14 protein-coding genes are annotated in these 20,930 nt (G+C 64.7%); 12 read left to right on the top strand and 2 right to left on the bottom strand.

Annotated elements, in window-relative coordinates; translation table 11 throughout:
* The first annotated feature begins 48 nt into the window (after nt 1-48).
* From X741_RS150365 to X741_RS150375, 3 genes are all read left to right on the top strand, one after another.
* On the top strand, nt 49-1,245 hold the full coding sequence (locus X741_RS150365; RefSeq protein ID WP_023778449.1) for a serine hydrolase: 1,197 nt from the start codon (nt 49-51) through the stop codon (nt 1,243-1,245).
* A 35-nt stretch (nt 1,246-1,280) separates the two neighbouring features.
* The gene (locus tag X741_RS150370) at nt 1,281-2,459 is read left to right on the top strand and encodes a serine hydrolase (RefSeq protein WP_023778448.1); all 1,179 of its coding nucleotides are present in this window, start codon (nt 1,281-1,283) and stop codon (nt 2,457-2,459) included.
* A gap of 126 nt (nt 2,460-2,585) precedes the next feature.
* Nucleotides 2,586-4,907, top strand: coding sequence for a Tex family protein (locus X741_RS150375; RefSeq protein ID WP_023778447.1), 2,322 nt, complete (start codon nt 2,586-2,588; stop codon nt 4,905-4,907).
* On the opposite strand, the gene X741_RS150380 is transcribed toward X741_RS150375, so the two are convergent.
* On the bottom strand, nt 4,908-5,819 hold the full coding sequence (locus tag X741_RS150380) for a LysR family transcriptional regulator (protein WP_023778446.1): 912 nt from the start codon (nt 5,817-5,819) through the stop codon (nt 4,908-4,910).
* A gap of 103 nt (nt 5,820-5,922) precedes the next feature.
* Between X741_RS150380 and X741_RS150385 the strand changes: the two genes are divergently transcribed.
* The 9 genes from X741_RS150385 (at nt 5,923) to X741_RS150425 (ending at nt 19,770) form a co-directional block, all read left to right on the top strand.
* Nucleotides 5,923-7,119 carry an acyl-CoA dehydrogenase gene (locus tag X741_RS150385; protein WP_023778445.1) on the top strand — a complete coding sequence of 399 codons (1,197 nt, stop codon included), beginning with the start codon at nt 5,923-5,925 and terminating at the stop codon, nt 7,117-7,119.
* 109 nt (nt 7,120-7,228) lie between these two features.
* Nucleotides 7,229-10,591 (top strand): transglutaminase family protein, encoded by a 3,363-nt coding sequence (locus tag X741_RS150390; protein ID WP_023778444.1) that lies wholly within the window; start codon nt 7,229-7,231, stop codon nt 10,589-10,591.
* 6 nt (nt 10,592-10,597) lie between these two features.
* The gene (locus X741_RS150395) at nt 10,598-13,009 is read left to right on the top strand and encodes a circularly permuted type 2 ATP-grasp protein (RefSeq protein ID WP_023778443.1); all 2,412 of its coding nucleotides are present in this window, start codon (nt 10,598-10,600) and stop codon (nt 13,007-13,009) included.
* 56 nt (nt 13,010-13,065) lie between these two features.
* The gene (locus X741_RS150400; protein ID WP_023765717.1) at nt 13,066-13,950 is read left to right on the top strand and encodes a transglutaminase family protein; all 885 of its coding nucleotides are present in this window, start codon (nt 13,066-13,068) and stop codon (nt 13,948-13,950) included.
* 147 nt (nt 13,951-14,097) lie between these two features.
* Nucleotides 14,098-15,036: a glycosyltransferase family A protein gene (locus X741_RS150405; RefSeq protein WP_023765716.1), complete on the top strand. Its 939-nt coding sequence runs from the start codon at nt 14,098-14,100 to the stop codon at nt 15,034-15,036.
* 196 nt (nt 15,037-15,232) lie between these two features.
* The gene (locus tag X741_RS150410; protein WP_023778442.1) at nt 15,233-16,324 is read left to right on the top strand and encodes a DNA topoisomerase IB; all 1,092 of its coding nucleotides are present in this window, start codon (nt 15,233-15,235) and stop codon (nt 16,322-16,324) included.
* Between the two features lie 106 nt (nt 16,325-16,430).
* Nucleotides 16,431-16,805, top strand: a complete 375-nt coding sequence (locus tag X741_RS150415; RefSeq protein WP_023765714.1) for a YciI family protein — start codon at nt 16,431-16,433, stop codon at nt 16,803-16,805.
* Nucleotides 16,802-18,076 (top strand): RNA polymerase sigma factor, encoded by a 1,275-nt coding sequence (locus X741_RS150420; protein ID WP_023778441.1) that lies wholly within the window; start codon nt 16,802-16,804, stop codon nt 18,074-18,076. The genes X741_RS150415 and X741_RS150420 overlap by 4 nt, the downstream gene beginning before the upstream one ends.
* Before the next feature lie 179 nt (nt 18,077-18,255).
* Entirely contained in the window at nt 18,256-19,770 is a 1,515-nt protein-coding gene (locus X741_RS150425) for an aldehyde dehydrogenase family protein (RefSeq protein ID WP_023778440.1), read from the top strand.
* A 114-nt stretch (nt 19,771-19,884) separates the two neighbouring features.
* Here the strand turns inward: X741_RS150425 and X741_RS150430 are convergent, their stop codons facing one another.
* On the bottom strand, nt 19,885-20,799 hold the full coding sequence (locus tag X741_RS150430; RefSeq protein ID WP_023778439.1) for a hypothetical protein: 915 nt from the start codon (nt 20,797-20,799) through the stop codon (nt 19,885-19,887).
* Between the last annotated feature and the right edge of the window lie 131 nt (nt 20,800-20,930).

Genomic DNA, 20,930 nt, shown 5'->3' with positions numbered 1-20,930 from the left:
CCCGGCGGCACACGCCGCCGGGTCTTTTTTGTTCCGGGAATGGCTTTCATGGACTCCTATCGCAACAGCGATCCGCGGCCGCCGATCATGCAGGGCTCGCCGCCCGCCATGGTGCCGCCGAAGCTCGACTGGGACAGGCCGCCATGGAACCGCTGGGCGTTCCAGCACATCAGGGAAATTCTGCCGACGGCTGAAGTCTGGCGCGGCAATGGGCATCGCCACCGCCTCGAACGCGCCGAGGTCGATCTCGACGGGCTGCCGGTCGAGGGCAGCGAGGGCCAGCCTTCGACGCTCGCCGGGCTGCTCGACGAGACCTACACGGATGGCATCCTGGTGCTCAAAAACGGTAAGGTCGCCTATGAGCGCTATTTCAATGGCATGGACGAGCGCACGCTGCATCTGTCGCAGTCGATGGCGAAGTCCGTCACCGGATCGGTGTTCGGCATATTGGCCGGCCGTGACCTGATCGATCCAGCCAAGGCGGTGACCGACTACCTGCCAGAGCTGAAGGCAACGGGATGGGCCGGTGCCAGCGTCCAGCATGTGCTCGACATGACCACGGGCGTGCGCTTCTCCGAGGAATACACCGACCGCTATTCCGACATCGGCCAGGTCGATGTCGCGACCGGCTGGAAGCCGGTGCCGCCGGGCAGCGATCCGGACTTTCGCTGGCCTTCGCATATGTTCGACCTGATCCTGGGCTTGAAGGACACAATCCGTCCGCACGGCGCGAAATTCGAGTACCGCTCGATCGAGACCGACGTGCTCGCCTTCATCATGGAACGGGTGACGGGCAAGCGGCTGGCGCAGTTGGTCTCGGAAGAGCTCTGGCAAAAGCTCGGCGCCGACGAAAGCGCCTGCTTTACCGTCGACAGCGCCGGCTATGCGCTCGCCGATGGTGGCTTCAATGCAACGTTGCGCGACTATGGCCGCTTCGGCCAGATGATCCTCGACAATGGCGGCGGCATCGTGCCGGCCGAATGGATCGAGACGACACGCAATGGCAGGCATGGCCCCGATTTCTCCGCCAGCCTGCCGGAAGGCAGCTACCGCAACCAGTTCTGGATCGAGGATCCCCGCTCGCGCGCGCTGATGTGCCGGGGCGTGTTCGGGCAGATGATCCACATCGACTGGAACACGGGAATGGTCGTGGTGAAGCTGTCGAGCTATCCGGACTTCAACAACCTCGCCTACTCCATGGCGACATTGAAGGCCGTGCATGCCATCGCCGCCGCGTTGAGCTGAGCCCCATAGAAAAAACGACTCCAAGAGGAAACGCCATGACCGGCATGACCGCGTTCGAGACCCGCTACGGCTTCCGTCGCAACGAGGTGCTGCTCGCCAACTGGCGCGAGAGCCCGTTCAACCGATGGTCGTTCCAGAACCTCGGCGAACTGGTGCCGACGGCGCGAGTCACGGCGGCGGGGGACATCGAAGCACCGATGCAAGATCTCGGTGGCCTGCTTGGCGAAAAGGTCTCGGTCGCCAGCGCGCCGGAAACGGTGGCCGAATTTCTCGTCCGCTCCAGCACCGACGCGCTGACCATCATGAAAGGCGGCAAGATTATCGGCGACTGGTTCGCGCCGCATATGGATTTCGGCGCCCGCCACATCATCTTCTCGATCAGCAAGTCGGTGACCGCCATCATTGCCGGCATACTGGAAGCCGAGGGTGTGTTCGATGCGGAAGCACCAGTGGCGCACTACATTCCGGAGGCCGCCGGCTCGGCCTATGGCGATGCGAGTGCGCGGCATGTGCTCGACATGAGCGTCAGCCTCGATTTCGAGGAAGCCTATCTCGATCCGGAAAGCGCCTTTGCCCGCTATCGCCGGGCGACGCTGTGGAACCCGGGCGGCGGCACCGAAAGCCTGCGCGAATTCATCCTGACCTTGCAGCGGCTGGCCGAGCCGCATGGCCAGACCTTCCGCTACCGTTCGCCCAATTCCGACCTGCTCGGCCTGTTGCTGGAGCGTGCCTCGGGCCAGCGTTTCAACGAGCTGATGCGCGATAAGCTCTGGCTGCCGCTCGGCGCCGTCGGCGAGGCTTCTATCGGCGTCGACATGGAAGGCACGGCACGCACCGCCGGCGGCATCTCGGTGACGCCGCGCGATCTGGCGCGTGTCGGCGAAATGATGCGTCAGGGCGGCACGGCCAATGGCCGGCGCATTGTGCCGGAGGCCTGGGTGCGCGACACGACCAGCACCGGCGGCAGCGCGGAAGCCTGGCAGCGCGGCGCGATGCAGCCGCTGTTCCCGAAGGGGCGCTATCGCAACAAATGGTACCAGACCGGACACGAGAACGGCGCCTATTGCGGCATCGGCATCCATGGCCAGTGGCTCTATGTCGACCCGACGACCGAAGTGGTGATCGCCAAGATGTCGTCGCAGCCGGAGCCGGTCGACGATCCGCTGGATATCGAGCTTGTGGCGTTTTTCGAAGCGCTGAGCCGGATGGTCTAAACGCCTCCTGCCACCAAATTAGCGAGTGCTTTCCTGTGGACCCGCCGGGCTGACGGAAGCGCGGCGGTTGGCGGACCGGATGTCAGCGCCTATGGTCGCCGCTCTTTCGACAAGAGTGGGAATGACATGGCATCCGACATCAAGCGCATCGCAGCCATCATCGCGACCGAGATCGCGGCGCGGCCCGAGCAGGCGGCCGCGGCGATCGAACTGCTCGATGAAGGTGCGACGGTGCCGTTCGTGGCGCGCTACCGCAAGGAAGTCACCGGCGGGCTGGACGATACGCAGCTACGCGACCTTGCCGAGCGGCTGGCCTATCTGCGTGAGCTCGACGCGCGACGTGACACGATCCTTGGCTCCATCCGCGAGCAGGGCAAGCTGACCGAGGAACTCGAGGGCAAGATCATCGCCGCCGCCACCAAGGCGGAGCTGGAAGACATCTATCTGCCCTACAAGCCCAAGCGCCGCACCAAGGCCGAGATCGCTCGGGAGCGCGGGTTGGGGCCGCTGGCGGAGGCCATCCTCGCCGATCGTTCGCTCGTGCCCGCCGAACTGGCGCTGGCCTATGTCAGCGAAGAGGTGGCCGATGCCAAGGCCGCATTGGAAGGCGCGCGCGACATCCTGTCGGAACAGTTCGCCGAAAATGCCGATCTTGTCGGCAAATTGCGGACCTACATGAAGGAACGCGCCTTCATGCGCGCCAGAGTGGTCGACGGCAAGCAGGAGGCGGGCGCGAAATTCTCCGACTATTTCGACCATGTCGAACGCTGGGCAAATGTGCCGAGCCACCGCGCGCTGGCCATGCTGCGCGGCCGCAACGAGGAGGTGCTGTCGCTCGACATCGAGGTCGATGCCGATGACACCTCGCCGGTGAAGCCGGTCGAGCGAATGGTCGCCAATGCCTATGCCATCGGCGGCAGCCTGCCGGGCGACCGCTGGCTGATGGAGGTCGCGGGCTGGACATGGCGGATCAAGCTTTCGCTGCACCTGACGCTCGATCTGATGCGCGACCTGCGCGAGCGGGCCGAGGAAGAGGCGATCCATGTCTTTGCCCGCAATCTCAAGGATCTGCTGCTCGCCGCGCCGGCAGGGTCGCGGCCGACGATGGGGCTCGATCCCGGCATCCGCACCGGCGTCAAGGTGGCGGTGGTCGACGGCACCGGCAAGGTGCTCACGACGACGACCGTCTATCCGTTCCCGCCAAAGAACGATGTGAGGGGCACGCAGGCGGAACTCGCCAGGCTCGTTCGCCTGCACAAGGTCGAGCTGATTTCCATCGGCAACGGCACCGGCAGCCGCGAGACGGAGAAGCTGGTCGCGGACATGCTGTCCGACATGCCGTCCGACGGCGGACCGAAGCCGTTGAAGGTGATCGTCAGCGAGGCGGGCGCCTCCGTCTATTCTGCATCGGCGACGGCGGCGGCGGAATTCCCCGGCCTGGATGTGTCGTTGCGCGGCGCGGTGTCGATCGCGCGACGTCTCCAGGATCCGCTCGCCGAACTGGTCAAGATCGAGCCGAAGTCGATCGGCGTCGGCCAGTACCAGCACGATGTCGACCAGTACCGGCTTGGCCGGTCGCTGGAAGCGGTGGTCGAGGATGCCGTCAACGCGGTCGGCGTCGATCTCAACACCGCTTCAGCGCCATTGCTGGCGCGGGTTTCGGGTCTCGGTGCGTCGCTGGCCGACGCCATCGTCGCGCATCGCGACGCGACCGGCCCCTTCGCCAGTCGCAAGGATTTGCTGAAAGTAGCGCGCCTTGGACCCCGCGCGTTCGAACAGTCCGCCGGCTTCCTGCGTATTGCCAATGGCAGCGAGCCGCTCGATGCCTCCTCGGTGCATCCGGAAGCCTATGGCGTGGCCAAGAAGATCGTCGCCGCCTGCGGCCGTGATGTGCGTTCGCTGATGGGCGACAGCGCGGCGCTCAAGGCGCTTGATCCGCGCGTCTTCGTCGATGAGCGTTTCGGCCTGCCGACGGTGCGCGATATCCTGGCCGAGCTGGAAAAACCCGGCCGCGATCCGCGTCCCGGCTTCAAGACCGCGACCTTCGCCGACGGGGTCGACGACATCAAGGATCTGAAGCCCGGCATGCTGCTGGAAGGCACCGTCACCAATGTCGCCGCCTTCGGCGCCTTCGTCGATATCGGTGTCCACCAGGACGGGCTGGTGCATGTCTCGCAGCTGGCCGACCGTTTCATCAAGGACGCGCATCAGGTGGTCAAGGCCGGCGACGTGGTCAAGGTGCGCGTCGTCGACGTCGACATCAAGCGCAAACGCATCGCGCTCTCCATGCGCAAGGATGGCGGCGAGGGCGGCGCATCGAGAGGGCCACGCGACAATGGTGGCGGCAAGCCGACGCCACGTTCGCCAATGCCGCAGCGGCAACCGGAACGGCCGGCCCAGCAGGGCGCGTTTGGCGCCGCGCTGGCGGATGCGCTGAAGCGGAAGTAGCTACCAAGCCAGAACGGCCGGCTCCTTCTCAAGCTGGCCCAGCAGCCAGTCGCGAAAACTGGCGACGGGCGGGTGGCCTCTCTTGTCGTGAGGCACGACGAGATAATAGGCGCTGCGGCTTTGCATGGGCTGGCCTGGCGCCAGCACGAGCTGGCCGCGCTGCAATTCACCCGTGATGAGGATGAGCGGCAACAACGCGACGCCGAGCCCTGCCATGCACGCCTGGGCGGCGGTGCCGAACTGCTCGAACTGCATGCCCGGTCCGGTCGGCGCGCTCAGGCCCTGGTGCTCGAACCATTCGGTCCAGGCGCCGGGTCGCGTCGCCATGTGCAGGAGCGGCAGGCGGCCGATATCGGCCGGCGTGGCAATGGCGCGGCCGGCGAGGAATTCCGGCGACACCACCGGCGCCACCGTCTCGCGCACCAGGAGCGTCGAGTCCGCCTCCGGCCAATCCGGCAGGCCGTAGTGGATAGCGGCGTCCAGCCTCTCGCGGGCGAAGTCGAAGCGGCCGACGCGGGTGACGAAGTTGATGGTGATATCGGGATTTCTTTCCACGAAATCGGGGATCATCGGCATCAGCCAGCGCGTGCCGAACGTCGGCAAGATGGCCAGGTTCAGGATGCCGCTATGCCGATTGCTCATCAATCCAAGAGCTGCGTCGCGCAACTGGCCGAGGGCCGAACGCACCGCGTCGGAATAGATTTCGCCCGCTGTCGACAGCCGGACATTGCGGCTGTCGCGCTCGAACAGCCGGCGGCCGAACTGGTCTTCGAGCAGCTTGATCTGACGGCTGACTGCGCCCTGCGTCAGATCGAGCTCCTGCGCGGCGGCGGTGAAACTGCCAAGCCGGGCCACCGCCTCGAAGGCTGCAAGGGCGCTGATGTTGGGCAAAAGGCGGCGCTGGACACTCATCATTCATTCCTAACGCTCATTGATTGGTGAAGCAATTTCGTTTGATTTTTTCAGGCCACGGACCGATAAGCCGGACTTCACCCGTTTTGAGGATCAAGAAGCCATGGCCGCCGACAAGAATGCATTCGTCTGGGAAGACCCGTTCCTGATCGAGGGCCAGCTTTCGGAAGACGAGCGCATGGTGCGCGACGGTGCGGCGGCCTTTGCCGCCGACAAGCTCGCGCCACGCATCGAGGAAGCGTATCTCGAGGAAAAGACCGATGCCGGCATCTTTCGCGAGATGGGCGAGGCGGGTCTGCTCGGCATCACCATCCCCGAGGAATATGGCGGGCTCGGTGCCAACTATGTCACCTACGGGCTGGTCGCGCGGGAAGTCGAGCGTGTCGATTCCGGTTATCGTTCGATGATGTCTGTGCAGTCGTCGCTGGTTATGTATCCGATACACGCCTATGGCTCGGAGACGCAGCGCAAGAAATACCTGCCGAAGCTGGCGTCGGGTGAATGGATCGGCTGCTTTGGCCTTACCGAGCCGGATGCCGGCTCGGACCCGGGCGGCATGAAGACGCGCGCCGAGAAGACCGCCAACGGTTACAAGCTCACCGGCTCCAAAATGTGGATTTCCAACGCGCCGATCGCAGACGTGTTCGTCGTCTGGGCGAAGTTGAAGGGTGACAACGGTAAGGACGAAATTCGCGGCTTCGTGCTGGAAAAGGGCATGAAGGGGCTGTCGGCGCCGAAGATCGGCGGCAAGCTGTCGCTGCGCGCGTCGATCACCGGCGAGGTGGTGATGGAAGGCGTCGAGGTCGGCGAGGACGCATTGCTGCCCAACGCCAAGGGCCTCGGTGGCCCGTTCGGCTGCCTCAACCGGGCGCGCTACGGCATTTCCTGGGGCGCCATGGGTGCCGCCGAGGATTGCTGGCACCGGGCGCGCCAATACGGCCTCGACCGCAAGCAGTTCGGCAAGCCGCTCGCCGGCACGCAGCTGTTCCAGAAGAAGCTCGCCGACATGCAGACCGAGATCGCGCTTGGCCTGCAGGGCTCGCTCAGGGTTGGGCGGCTAATGGATGAAGGCAAGATGGCGCCGGAGATGATCTCGATCGTAAAGCGCAATAATTGCGGCAAGGCGCTCGACATCGCTCGCCAGGCCCGCGACATGCACGGCGGCAACGGCATCCAGATCGGCTACCACGTCATGCGCCACGCGCAGAATTTGGAGACGGTCAACACCTACGAGGGCACGCATGACGTGCACGCGCTGATCCTCGGGCGGGCGCAGACGGGGATACAGGCGTTTTTCTGAGCGGCAACCGTTGCTTAAATTAGGTGCACCGCAACATCTCTGCTTGGAGAATGGCCGCCTGATGTGTCAGGGTCTAGCGTTCGTTTGAAACGCTGAATTCCGGGGCCCTATGGCAATTCTGGCAGCCGTCTATCACCTGACCCATTACAAATACGACCGGCCGGTGGTGCTCGGTCCTCAAATCATCAGGCTTCAGCCGGCGCCGCATTCCCGCACCAAGGTGCTGAGTCACTCGCTGAAGGTCGAGCCGGCGAACCACTTCGTCAACCTGCAGCAGGATCCCTACGGCAACTTCCTCGCTCGCTTCGTGTTTCCGGAACCGGTGACGGAGCTCAAGATCGAGGTCGATCTCGTCGCCGACATGACGGTCTACAATCCCTTCGATTTCTTCGTCGAGCCGTCGGCCGAGACGTTTCCGTTCGAATATCCGGAAGAGATCCGCGACGACCTCGCCATCTACCGCGCGCCGGAGCCAGCGGGACCGCTGCTCTCAGCCTTCCTGAAGACCATCGACCGCAGCGCGGAGAATACGGTCAATTTCCTCGTCGATCTCAATGCCAGGCTGCAGCGCGAGATCGCCTATATCGTGCGCATGGAAACCGGCGTGTTCTCGCCGGAGGAGACGCTGGCCGCGGCCAAGGGATCGTGCCGGGATTCGAGCTGGCTGCTGGTGCAGATCCTGCGCAATCTCGGCATCGCCGCGCGCTTCGTCTCCGGCTATCTGATCCAGCTCAAGCCTGATCTCGTTGCGCTCGACGGTCCAGCCGGTACATCCGTCGATTTCACAGACCTGCACGCCTGGTGCGAGGTCTATCTTCCGGGCGCCGGCTGGATCGGCTTCGATCCGACCTCGGGCCTGCTCACCGGCGAGAGCCATGTGCCGTTGGCGGCAACGCCGCATTTCCGCAATGCGGCACCGATTTCCGGCATGGCGAGCTTCGCCAATGTCGAGTTCGGCTTCGAGATGCGGGTCGATCGCATCGCCGAGCATCCGCGCATCACCAAGCCGTTCTCCGACGAAAGCTGGCAGGCGCTCGACGCGCTCGGCAACAAGGTCGATGCCGTACTGACGGCCGCGGACGTGCGGCTGACCATGGGCGGCGAACCGACCTTTGTGTCGATCGACGATTTTGAATCCGCCGAGTGGAACACCGCCGCCGTCGGGCCGACCAAGCGCGAAAAGGCCGATGCGCTGATCCGAAGGCTGCGCGAACGCTTCGCGCCTGGCGGCTTCCTGCATTATGGCCAGGGCAAATGGTATCCCGGCGAAAGCCTGCCGCGCTGGACCTTTTCACTCTACTGGCGCACCGACGGTCAGCCGGTATGGAGCGACCCGTCGCTGATCGCGCACGAAAAGAGCGCGGCCGACAATGTTGGCCCGCAGCAGGCGGAAAACCTGCTGACGGCGATCGCCGGTGAGCTTGGCATCGACACGTCCATGGTCAGCGAGGCCTATGAGGATCCGGCCGAGTGGCTGATCAAGGAAGGCAAGCTGCCGGAGAATGTCGATCCGTCGAACTCCAAGCTGGAAGACCCGGAAGAACGCAGCCGCATGGCCAGGGTGTTCGAGCGCGGGCTGACCAAGCCGTCGGGCTATGTGCTGCCGGTGCAGCGGTGGAACAGCCAGGCGTCGGACCCTCGCTGGCGGTCCGAAAAATGGACGACGCGGCGCGGCCGGCTGTTCCTGGTGCCAGGCGATTCACCGGTCGGCTATCGGCTGCCGCTCGGCACGCTGCCTTATGTGCCGCCTGCGCAATTCCCTTACATCGTACCGGTGGACCCGTCGCTGCCGCGCGGCCCGTTGCCCGCGCGTGAAGCCATGCTGCCAGGGCCCGCGCCAGCCGAGCTTGAAGGCGCCGACGAGATGGCGCGGCGCCAGCAGGCGGCTTCATTCACGGCCGCCACCGGCCAGCAGGACCGGGTCGAGCAGGAAATCACCGAGATCGGCGGCGCCGTGCGCACGGCACTCTCGGTCGAGCCGCGCGATGGACGGCTATGCGTCTTCATGCCGCCGGTCGAGGCGCTGGAGGACTATCTCGAACTGGTCGCCGCGGCCGAGAATGCAGCAAAGGCGATTGGCCTTCCCGTGCATATCGAGGGCTATGGCCCGCCACATGATCCGCGCCTCAACGTCATCCGCGTGGCACCCGATCCCGGCGTCATCGAGGTCAACATCCATCCGGCCGCCAATTGGCAGGACTGCGTGGCGACGACAACGGCGATCTACGAGGAGGCGCGGCTGACGCGGCTTGGCGCCGACAAGTTCATGATCGATGGCCGGCACACCGGCACCGGCGGCGGCAACCATGTGGTGGTCGGCGGTGCGACGCCCAATGACAGCCCGTTCCTGCGCCGGCCCGATCTGCTGAAGAGCCTGGTGCTGCAATGGCAGCGGCATCCCTCGCTGTCCTACCTGTTCTCCGGCCTGTTCATCGGACCGACCAGCCAGGCGCCGCGCTTCGATGAAGCGCGTCACGATTCGCTCTACGAACTCGAGATCGCCATGGCGCAGGTGCCGCATCCGAATACCGGCTCTGCACCTCTGCCGTGGCTGGTCGACCGGCTGTTCCGCAATTTGTTGACCGACGTCACCGGCAACACGCACCGCTCGGAAATCTGCATCGACAAGCTGTTTTCACCGGACGGTCCGACTGGGCGTCTTGGGCTGGTCGAATTCCGCGGCTTCGAGATGCCGCCCAACGCGCGTATGTCGCTGGCACAGCAATTGCTGGTCAGGGCGATCATTGCTCGCGCGTGGAAAAACCCGCTCGACGGGCGCTTCGTGCGCTGGGGCACCTCGCTGCATGACCGTTTCATGCTGCCGCATCATGTCTGGGCGGATTTTCTCGATGTGCTGGACGACCTCAACCTCAATGGCTTCAAATTCCGCCCGGAATGGTTCGACGCCCAGCTCGAATTCCGCTTTCCCTTCTGCGGCGAGGTCCAGCATGCTGGCATCAAGCTGGAGCTGCGGCAGGCGCTGGAGCCGTGGCACGTGATGGGCGAGCAGGGGGCCATCGGCGGCACCGTGCGCTTCGTCGATTCCTCGGTCGAGCGGCTGCAGGTCAAGACCGAGGGTCTCAATCCCGAGCGTCATGCGATCGTCTGCAATGGCCGCATCGTGCCAATGAAGGTTACCGACAACCGCGAGGTCGCGGTGGCGGGCGTCCGCTTCAAGGCCTGGCAGCCGGCCTCCGGCCTTCATCCGGCGCTGCCGGTCAACACGCCGCTGGTGTTCGACATCTATGACCGCTGGTCCGGCCGGGCGGTTGGCGGTTGCGTCTACCACGTCGCGCATCCCGGTGGGCGCAATTACGACACCTTCCCGGTCAACGGCAACGAGGCCGAGGCACGGCGGCTCGCCCGCTTCGAACCGCGCGGCCACACGCCATCGGGCTATGTGCTGCGCGAGGAACAACCGGCGGAAGATTTCCCGATGACCCTTGACCTTCGGCGGCCGGCAAGACTCTGATCAGCGATGGCAAAGGGGAATCACAGAAGGGTACGCGGCAAGCCGCAGACCCACAGCCTGCTGGAGCACTACCAGCCGATTGACGGCGTCGTCGACGAGATGGTCGATGCGTCGGGCAATCCCCGCCCGGTCTGGAAGCATTTCATCGAGGCGCTCGACGAACTCGGCGCCGAAAGGCTCGGCCAGCGCTTCGCCCGCGCCGACCAGTATCTGCGCGATGCCGGCGTCTACTACCGCGTCTATGACAAGGCCGGGGCCAATGAACGCGAATGGCCGCTGGCGCATGTGCCGCTGCTCATCGAAGACGCCGAATGGGCCGACATCAGCGCTGGCCTCGTCCAGCGCGCCGAGTTGTTCGAGGAAACCATCGCCGACATCTATGGGCCGAACCGGCTTGTCGAAAAGGGCATTCTGCCGGCGGGGCTGATTGCCGCCAGCCCGGAATATTTGCGGCCGGTGGTCGGCACCAGGCCGGCCGGCGGCCATTTCCTGCATTTCTGCGCCTTCGAGCTTGGCCGTGGACCAGACGGAAGGTGGTGGGTGCTGGGCGACCGCACGCAGGCGCCGTCCGGCGCCGGTTTCGCGCTGGAGAACCGCGTCGCCACCACGCGCGCACTGTCCGACATCTATGGCGAGATGCATGTGCACCGGCTCGCGGGTTTCTTCCGTCGCTTCCGCGATGCGCTGATCGGCATGGCCAAGGAAACCGACGGCCGCGTCGCCATCCTGACGCCGGGGCCGCTCAACGAAACCTATTACGAGCACGCCTATATCGCCCGCTACCTCGGCATCATGCTGCTCGAAGGCGAGGACCTGACCGTTTCCGGCGGCCGGCTGATGGTCCGCACCGTGTCGGGCCTGATGCCGATCAGCGTGTTATGGCGACGGCTCGATGCCGCTTTCGCCGATCCGCTGGAACTGAGATCGGATTCGCAGATCGGGACGCCGGGGCTGGTCGAGGCGATCCGCAAGGGTGCGGTTGCGACGGTCAATGCGCTGGGTTCGGGGCTGATGGAAACGCGGGCGCTGCTCGGCTTCCTGCCCAAGATCGCGCGCGAGCTGCGCGGGGAGGAACTCAAGTTGCCCAGCGTGGCGACATGGTGGTGCGGGCAACAATCCGAACGCGCGCATGTGCTGGCCAATATCGACCGCATGGTGATCGGCCCGGCACTATCGACGAGGCTTGCCTTCGAGGATGACGGCCAGACCAAGCTCGGCTCGGCGCTGTCGGCCGGAGAGCGGGCGGAGCTGGTGGCGCACATCGAACGCGAGGGCGGCGCCTTCGTCGGCCAGGAAGCGGTGACGCTTTCGACGACACCGGTCTATGTCGGCGGTTGGCTGGAGCCGCGGCCAGCGAGCCTGCGCGTCTATCTGGCGCGCACGCCCGAGGGCTGGACGGTGATGCCGGGCGGTTTTGCCCGCGTTGGCCTGTCGCTCGACCCGACGGCGATCGCCATGCAGCGCGGCGGCCAGGCGGCCGACGTCTGGGTGGTCAGCGACCGGCCGGTGGAGCGCGAAACGCTGCTGCCGCAGGAGGGCGACAGTTTCAACCGCACAAGGCCAGGGAGCCTGCCCAGCCGCGCGGCGGAAAACCTGACCTGGCTCGGCCGCTACATCGAACGCTCGGAAGACACGGTGCGCATCCTGCGCGCCTATCATGTGCGGCTCGCCGAGACGTCCGATGCGGACATGCCGCTGCTGGCCGACGTCAGGGATTATCTCGAACCGTTCGGCATCGACGTCGAAACGGCTATACCGTCGGGACTGATCGGTACGCTGGACAGCGCCGTCTACAGCGCGGGCCAGATCCGCGACCGCTTCTCGCCGGATGGCTGGCTGGCGCTCAAGGACCTGTCGAAGACTATTCATCAGTTCGCAACGACGGTGGCGCCGGGCGATGACGCGACGCGGGCCATGACCGTCATCCTGCGCAAGCTCGCCGGCTTTTCCGGCCTGCTGCACGAGAACATGTACCGGTTCGCGGGCTGGCGCTTCCTCGAGATCGGCCGGCGGCTGGAGCGCGGCATCCAGATCGCCCGCACGCTCGCCCGGCTGACCAGCACCAAGGCGCCGGACGGGGCGCTCGACATGATGCTGGAGATCGGCGACAGCGTCATGACCCATCGGCGGCAATATCCGGTGCAGGCAGGCCGTCGCACGGTGATCGATCTTCTGGCGCTCGACCCGCTCAATCCGCGCTCTATCCTGTTCCAGCTCGAAAGGCTGAAGGCCGAGATCGGCCTGTTGCCCTCGGTTGGCGGCGAGGGGCATATGTCGCCGGCGGCGAAGGAGATCCTGCAACTCAACACGGCCATCGCCATCAAGGAGCCGTCGGACATGACGGCAAAGGCTCTGGACGATCTCGCCAGCGAGATAGGCGGCCTCTACAGCAGCCTCTCCAAGGCTTATTTCGGCTAAGCCCGGATCGCCCGGTTTTGCGACAGGAACCCGGGCCAAGACAAGAAAAGTAGGGCATGCTTTACGACATCAGGCTTCATCTCCATTACGACTACGCAGCCGCGGCCGGCGGCGGCCGCCATCAGATCCGCGTTCTGCCGTCGACGATTTCCGGCGTGCAGCGCGTCATCGCGGCATCCCTGTCCTTTGCGCCGGCGCCCAATGAACGGTCGGATTTCTCGGACTTCTTCGGCAACAGTGTTACCTCGATCGCCTTTCGCGATGCGCATGACGCGCTCGACATCAGGATGAGCGCGCGCGTTTCGGTGTCGAGGCCCGAGCCGGGGCTCGATGTGTCGCCCGATATCGGCCGGCTCAGGCAGGAACTCGCCGCGGTGCGGTCGTTGGCGTCTGCCTCGCCGCATCACTTTCTGACTGCCAGCAGCCACGCGGGCATCGATGCGGCGATCACCGCCTATGCGCAGGACAGCGTCGGCAACTCGGCCGCCGGCACGGCGATGACCCTGTGCGAGCGCATCCATCGCGACTTCACCTATGATGGCGAGGCGACGACGGTGCGGACCCGGGCCAGCGATGCTTTCAAGCTGAAACGTGGGGTCTGCCAGGATTTTTCGCACATCATGATCGCCGGTTTGCGTGGGCTCGGCATTCCGGCCGGCTATGTCAGCGGCTTCCTGCGCACCATTCCGCCGAAGGGGAAGCCACGGCTGGAAGGCGCCGATGCCATGCACGCCTGGGTCAAGGTGTGGTGCGGGCGCGACGCCGGCTGGCAGGAGTTCGACCCGACCAACGGCATGCGGGCCAGCAACGACCATATCACGGTCGGCTTCGGCCGCGATTATTCGGACGTGGCACCGATCGTTGGTGTGTTGAAGACCACCGGCGGGCAGGTCGGTGAGCAGGCTGTCGACGTCATTCCGGTCGCCCTCGAAAAGGCATGAGGCGGACCGAAACAGGAGGCGCACCCTGTCGCTGCAAATGCGGGTGGATGAAGCGGCTTCTCAAACGTCGAAGGGGCCGCTATTCTATGTTCGTTTCGAGGGGACAGCCATTATACTGCTAGAGCGCGCAGGCGCGGGATTTTGTAATTGAAAGCGGTCAGCGTCGTCATTCCTGCCCACAACGCGTCGGCTACCATTGGGACAACGTTGGCGTCGCTGCGAGGCGAGGCGGAGGTCATCGGCGAGGTCCTGCTGGTCGACGACGCATCGACGGACGACACGGCGGCGGTCGCACGGCAGGCGGCGGCACAATTGTCGCTGCCGCTACGCGTGTTGCCGGCCGACTGCCGCGATGCCGGTGGCGCCCGCAACGGGGCGCTGGCGCAGGCGCTCCATCCCTGGGTGTATCTGATCGACGCCGACGACCTGCATCTTCAAGGTGGATTGCGCGCGCTGCTGCGGCAGGCGCAGAGCCAGCCGAAAGCCGACATGATCGTTGGCGCCTACCGCCGACGCGTGAATGGCCAGGACCGGCAGATCAAGGTGCCGAACGGCTATCAGGACGCCTGCCTCGCAAACGCTTCGGCCTATGTCAAAGGCGATATACGTTCGGTGGCCGTGGGCAGCGTGCTGGCATCCCGGCGCCTGATCGGCGAAACACGGTTTCCGGTCAGCCTTGCCTATGACGAGGACACGCTGTTCTGGGCGCGGCTGATGAGCAAGGCGTCGCTGGCCATGATTCCGCAGCCCGTCATGGTCTATGAGGTTTCGCCGGCCCGTTCCGACGATCGTTTCGCGATCAACCCGGTGCGGCGCTTCCTGGAGTGGCGCCATGAATTGCGCAAACTCACCGATTGCAGCATCCCGGTCTCGGCGCTGAAGACCAGGGAGGGGCTTGTCGCCCTCAAGATCGCGCGCGTCCACTATGCACGCGGCGACCTCGACACCGCCGCGCGGTTCCTGGCGGTAGCCGCGGCCGCGCCGAAGCGGCGGTCGGAAGCCTGGCGCTGCCTGCGCTACAGGCTGAAGCTCGCCGTGCGATGCCGTCTGTCGGCACCACGGATAGAGCTGCAAAGCGCCCTCTAACTCTTTTTTTTGACGCAATTCCCAAAGGGAAAGCGCTGCGCTTTTCCGGGAAACCGTTTCATACTTTTCCTGGAATTGCTCTGGATTCCCCACATCTCGCCGGCCGACGGATGTCGGTTGCCATCGACTTTGCGGCCGGCGGTGGAACCAGCGGTCAGCCAACGGCTTATCTACGGATATTTGGCGTGGAGCGGTCATGCTGCAGAGATCCGGATTATCGCGCGGCACGTCGGCCGACAGCGGCGCTGTGCCGAAAAACGGGGCGCAAACCTCGGCCGAACACGCCGCGCTGACCTATGTCAGCGATGCCGAGCCCGGTATTCGCCGGCTGAAGGCAGGCAAGGGATTTTCCTACAAGGGACCTGACGGACGACCGGTCTCGAATGCCGCGAGGGCGCGTATCGAGGCGATCGTCATCCCGCCGGCCTGGACGGATGTCTGGATTTCGCCCGACGCGAACGGGCATATCCAGGCGACCGGAAGGGATCAGCGGGGGCGCAAGCAGTATCGCTATCATCCGCAATGGGCCGAAGAACGCGACAGCGCCAAATATTCGAGCCTCGTCGCCTTCGCCGAAAGCCTGCCGGAGCTGCGGCGCACCATAGACAGCGACCTGCGCCGTCACGGCCTGCCGTTCGAGCGTGTCGTTGCCGCTATCGTCTGGTTGCTGGACAACACGATGATCCGCGTCGGCAATGCCGCCTATGCCCGCGACAACAAGAGCTTCGGCCTGACGACGTTGCGAGACCGCCATGTCGACATCAAGGGATCGAGCCTGCGCTTTGCGTTCAAGGGCAAATCCGGCAAGGAATGGAAACTGAAGCTGGTCGACCGCCGCATCGCCGGCATCGTGCGCGGTGCGCAGGATCTGCCGGGCCAGAAGCTGTTCCAGTATCTCGACGAGGAGGGCAACAGGCGTCCGGTCCGCTCCGACGATGTCAACCGCTATATCAGGGGCGCTGCCGGCGATGCGTTCAGCTCGAAGCATTTCCGCACATGGGGCGGCACCATCCATGCCGCGTCGCTGTTTGCGCAGACGGAATTGCCCGAAAGCCAGGCACAGCAAAAGCGGGTGATGAACAGCGTCATCGACAAGGTGGCCGAGCGGTTGGGCAACACCCGCGCCGTCTGCCGAAAATGCTATATCCACCCGCAGGTCTTCGAAGCCTGGTCACAGGGGCGCCTGCTTGCCGAAATGGCCGAAGCCAACAGGCGCAAGCGTTCCATCGACGGTCTCGACGAGGAGGAAGCGCTCGTGCTGAGATGGTTGAGGGCACATGAAGGTTGATTGCGGTTGCCGGCGGCGCCAAATCCAAAGCCGTCGGATTTTTTTATCGACGTCATGTCGGGATCGGCCTTACTGTTTCGTCCTTTGATACAGAAAAGGACCGCCCATGCTTTATGCCATCCTCTGCTATGCCTCCGAAGACGTCGTCTGCTCCTGGAGCAAGGAGCAGGACGACAAGGTCATGACCGATCTCCTCGACGTTCAGCAGAAGTACGCCAATGCCGGCCGGCTCGGCCCGGTGGCGCGGCTTTTGCCGACGACGGCGGCGACGACGCTGCGGAAGGTCAAGGGCGAATCGGTCGTCATCGACGGGCCGTTCGCCGAGACCAAGGAACAGTTCCTCGGCTTCTACACGCTTGATTGCGCCGATCTCGACGAGGCGGTCGAATTCGCGCGCGAACTCTCCGAGGTCAACCCGAGCGGCGGTTCCTACGAGATCCGGCCGGTCTCCATTTTCAATCCCACCAAGGTTGCCGTATGACCGAACTTGCCTGGATCAGCTCCGCGATCAGCGCCGCCCGCCCGCAGGCGATGGGCGCGCTGCTGCGCTATTTCCGCGATCTCGACACCGCGGAGGAAGCTTTCCAGGATGCCTGCCTCAGGGCGTTGAAGAACTGGCCGCAGAACGGGCCACCGCGCGACCCGGCGGCCTGGCTGATCTTCGTCGGCCGCAACAGCGGCATCGACGCGGTGCGCAAGCGCGCCAAGCAAGCGCCGATGCCGGAAGAGGACCAGATCTCCGATCTGGAGGATGCCGAAAGCGATATCGCCGAGCGGCTGGACGGCGCGCATTACCGCGACGACATCCTGCGGCTGCTGTTCATCTGCTGCCACCCTGATTTGCCCGCGACACAGCAGATCGCCGTCGCGCTGCGCATCGTCTCCGGCCTCACCGTCAAGCAGATCGCGCGCGCCTTCCTGGTCGGCGAAAGCGCCATGGAACAACGCATCACCCGCGCCAAGGCGCGCATCGCGGACGCCGGCGTGCCGTTCGAGACGCCGGGCGCTGTCGAGCGCTCGGAAAGGCTGGCTGCGGTGGCGGCCATGGTCTACCTGATCTTCAACGAAGGCTATTCGACCAACAGCGGCGAGGCGCCGGCCCGTGCGCCGCTCTGCGAGGAGGCAATCCGGCTGGCCCGGCTGCTGCTCAGGCTGTTCCAGACCGAACCGGAGATCATGGGGCTGACAGCGCTGCTTTTGCTGCAGCATGCGCGGGCGCCGGCCCGTTTCGACCAAGACGGCGAGATCGTGCTGCTCGAGGACCAGGATCGCGGCCTGTGGAGCCGCAAGATGATCGACGAAGGGCTGGCGCTGGTCGACAAGGCGTTGCGCCATCGCAAGCCCGGTCCCTATCAGGTGCAAGCGGCAATCGCGGCGCTGCACGCCCGGGCTACGAAGGCCGAGGATACCGACTGGGTGGAGATCGACCTGCTTTACGGCCTGCTCGAACAAATGCAGCCATCGCCGGTGGTGACGCTCAACCGCGCGGTTGCGGTCTCCAAGGTGAGCGGCCCGGAAGCAGCCCTTGCCATGATCGAACCGCTGGAGCCGAGGCTTTCCGGCTATTTCCACTTCTTCGGCCTCAAGGGCGGGCTGTTGATGCAGCTCGACCGGGGCGACGAGGCGCGCATCGCTTTCGACCGCGCCATCGCGCTTGCCAATACGGCGGCCGAAGCGGCCCATATCCGCATGCATATCGACCGCTTGATGAAGGACGGCGCCGTGCGCGCGCCGGCAAAAAAGGCCAACTAAGCTCCGTCTGCCTGGCTCAATCGTGCAGGTTGGGCTTGGACCATGCCGGGGTGGCGATTTCCCCCTGAAACGCGTAATGCCACGCCATGACTGTGCCCGAGATGCCAGCCGGCACGCGGGAACGTGGCGCGAAGCTCTGACCGAAGCCATCTGAGCGACGGGATCTGAAAGGGACAAAAATGACGATAGCGAAGGAAACGGCCGAACTTCTGGCGAAACTGGGTGTCGCCAAGGACGCGCTTGTTGGCGGCGACCTGATCGTGCGCAGCCCGGTGACGGGCGAGGAGATCGCGGCGCTGAAGACCATCTCGCCGACTGAGGCGGCCAATACCATCGATGCCGCGCACAAGGCATTCCAATCCTGGCGGCTGGTTCCGGGTCCGAAGCGCGGCGAACTGGTGCGCCTGCTTGGCGAGGAACTGCGTGCGCATAAGGCCGAGCTCGGCCGGTTGGTGTCGATCGAGGTCGGCAAAATTCCGTCCGAGGGCCTCGGCGAAGTGCAGGAGATGATCGACATCTGCGATTTCGCCGTCGGTCTGTCCCGGCAATTGTACGGCCTGACCATCGCCACCGAGCGTCCAGGCCACCGGATGATGGAAACCTGGCATCCGCTTGGCGTCGTCGGCGTCATTTCGGCCTTCAACTTCCCGGTCGCGGTGTGGTCGTGGAACGCAGCGCTGGCGCTGGTCTGCGGCGACGCGGTGGTGTGGAAGCCGTCGGAGAAGACGCCGCTGACCGCACTTGCCTGCGAGGCGATCTTCAAACGCGCCGTCAAGCGCTTCGGCGCGGACGCGCCGCAGGGCCTGGCGCCGGTGCTGATCGGCGATCGTGCGGTCGGCGAGATCCTGGTCGACCATCCCAAGGTGCCGCTGGTTTCGGCCACCGGCTCGACCCGCATGGGCAGGGACGTCGGGCCGCGCCTGGCCAAGCGCTTCGCGCGCGCCGTGCTGGAGCTCGGCGGCAACAATGCCGGTATCGTCTGCCCGACGGCGGACCTCGACGTGGCGCTGCGCGCGATTGCCTTTGGAGCGATGGGCACCGCTGGTCAGCGTTGCACGACGCTGCGGCGCTTGTTCGTGCATGACAGCGTCTATGACGCCCTGGTTCCACGTCTGAAGAAGGCATACGAAAGTGTTTCGGTCGGCAACCCGCTGGAGACCTCTTCGCTGGTCGGGCCGCTGATCGACAAGGCTGCCTTCGACAACATGCAGAAGGCCTTGAAGGAAGCGATGTCGCATGGCGGCAAGGTGACCGGCGGCGCGCGGGTCGAGAACGGCCATCCGGACGCCTACTACGTGCACCCGGCGCTGGTCGAGATGCCGAAACAGGTTTCGCCGGTGACGGAAGAGACCTTCGCGCCGATCCTTTATGTGATGAAATATTCGGATTTCGATACCGTGCTCGACGAGCACAACGCGGTTGGCGCCGGCCTGTCGTCGTCGATCTTCACCCGCGACCTGCAGGAATCCGAGCGTTTCCTCGGCGTCGACGGTTCGGACTGCGGCATCGCCAACGTCAATATCGGCACGTCGGGGGCCGAGATCGGCGGCGCGTTTGGCGGCGAAAAGGAAACCGGCGGCGGCCGCGAGAGCGGCTCCGATGCGTGGAAGGCCTATATGCGGCGCGCCACCAATACGGTGAACTATTCGAAGGCGCTGCCGCTTGCCCAGGGCGTCTCGTTCGACATCGATTGAGATCGCCGACCAAGGCCCGTGTCAGTGTGCTCGGCGAGCATCAATCGACACGGGCTTTGGCAAGGCGTTGGCGATGATGGCCAGCTTGACCGCGTCCCTCTCGCGCGGCGCCTCTCAGGTGCCGGCTTGCGATGGCGGGAAGCAAGCTTTGAAGGCATCGTCGACGACGGCCAACTTGGCGGCCTGGACGGTCATGTATTCCTCGTAGAATCCGTGTGATACCCACATCACCGAATGGCCTCGCTGGCCGAGCCAGCCGATGCTGCCGAGTTCCTCGGCAGTGCGCAGTTTGCGGCCGAGATGGGTCCGCGACAGCTTGAGCCATTTGGCGAAGTCGCCGATCGCAACCACGCTGGTCGGAATCCGCTCCAGGTCGGCATGATCGGGATCGATGCCTGACATTAGCCAATCCATGACGATGCCGCCATTGTTGAGCCAGATGAACAGGGAAAAGGTCTGGTTGGGTTCGCGCACCGGCTTCGAGGCAAGCAGGCCGTCAGCCACCAGAGGCTGCAGCGTGGCAAGCATGTCGGGCCGGTCCAGGTATCTGGCCAGCCGGTCGCCCCCATCGATATAGTCAAGCGTGCGTAGATGGGCGATCACCCAGCCGGTGAATCTCTCGATGGTGGCCGCCGTCGGTTGCAGGGGATGGGTGCGGCCATCCCCACCCGCCACATACTCGGCGATGTTGTAGTGCAGCATCTCCTTGATGAAGGCGTCCGCAGTGTTGCGGCTGGCTACCTCGTTCTTGTGCACGACCTCGATGAAGCGCGATACGGTCAGGTCCTTGCGGCGGTCGTTCGGGTCGCGCCTGAAGTGCATGGCCAGGCCGACATGACCCAACAGCCAGCGCTGCTGCGTGGCAAAAATGGACGCCAGCCGTGGGCTCTCCTCATAGATTCGGATCAGCGCCTTCGACTGTTCTTGAACGTAGCGGTGCAGGGCCGGATGTCGGGCTATGTCTTCCAGATTCAGCGCTGGTCTCCTGATGCTTGAATCAAACTCGCATGGCGAAGTTACGTTTCCCATTTTCCAGTCTTCAACACTTGTGTCCAGACGTACCAATTGCGGAGAACTGGGCCAACCAAGCATGGAGCTACGGCGATGGGTCATGGTCCAGTCCGCTAACTGATTGCTAGGGCTTGGAAAACCCTTCCAAT

This window comes from Mesorhizobium sp. LNHC221B00 (assembly GCF_000502935.1).
Classification (GTDB): domain Bacteria; phylum Pseudomonadota; class Alphaproteobacteria; order Rhizobiales; family Rhizobiaceae; genus Mesorhizobium; species Mesorhizobium opportunistum.
Note: the sequence above shows the minus strand (reverse complement) of the source record. Positions and strands in the feature narration are given on the sequence as shown.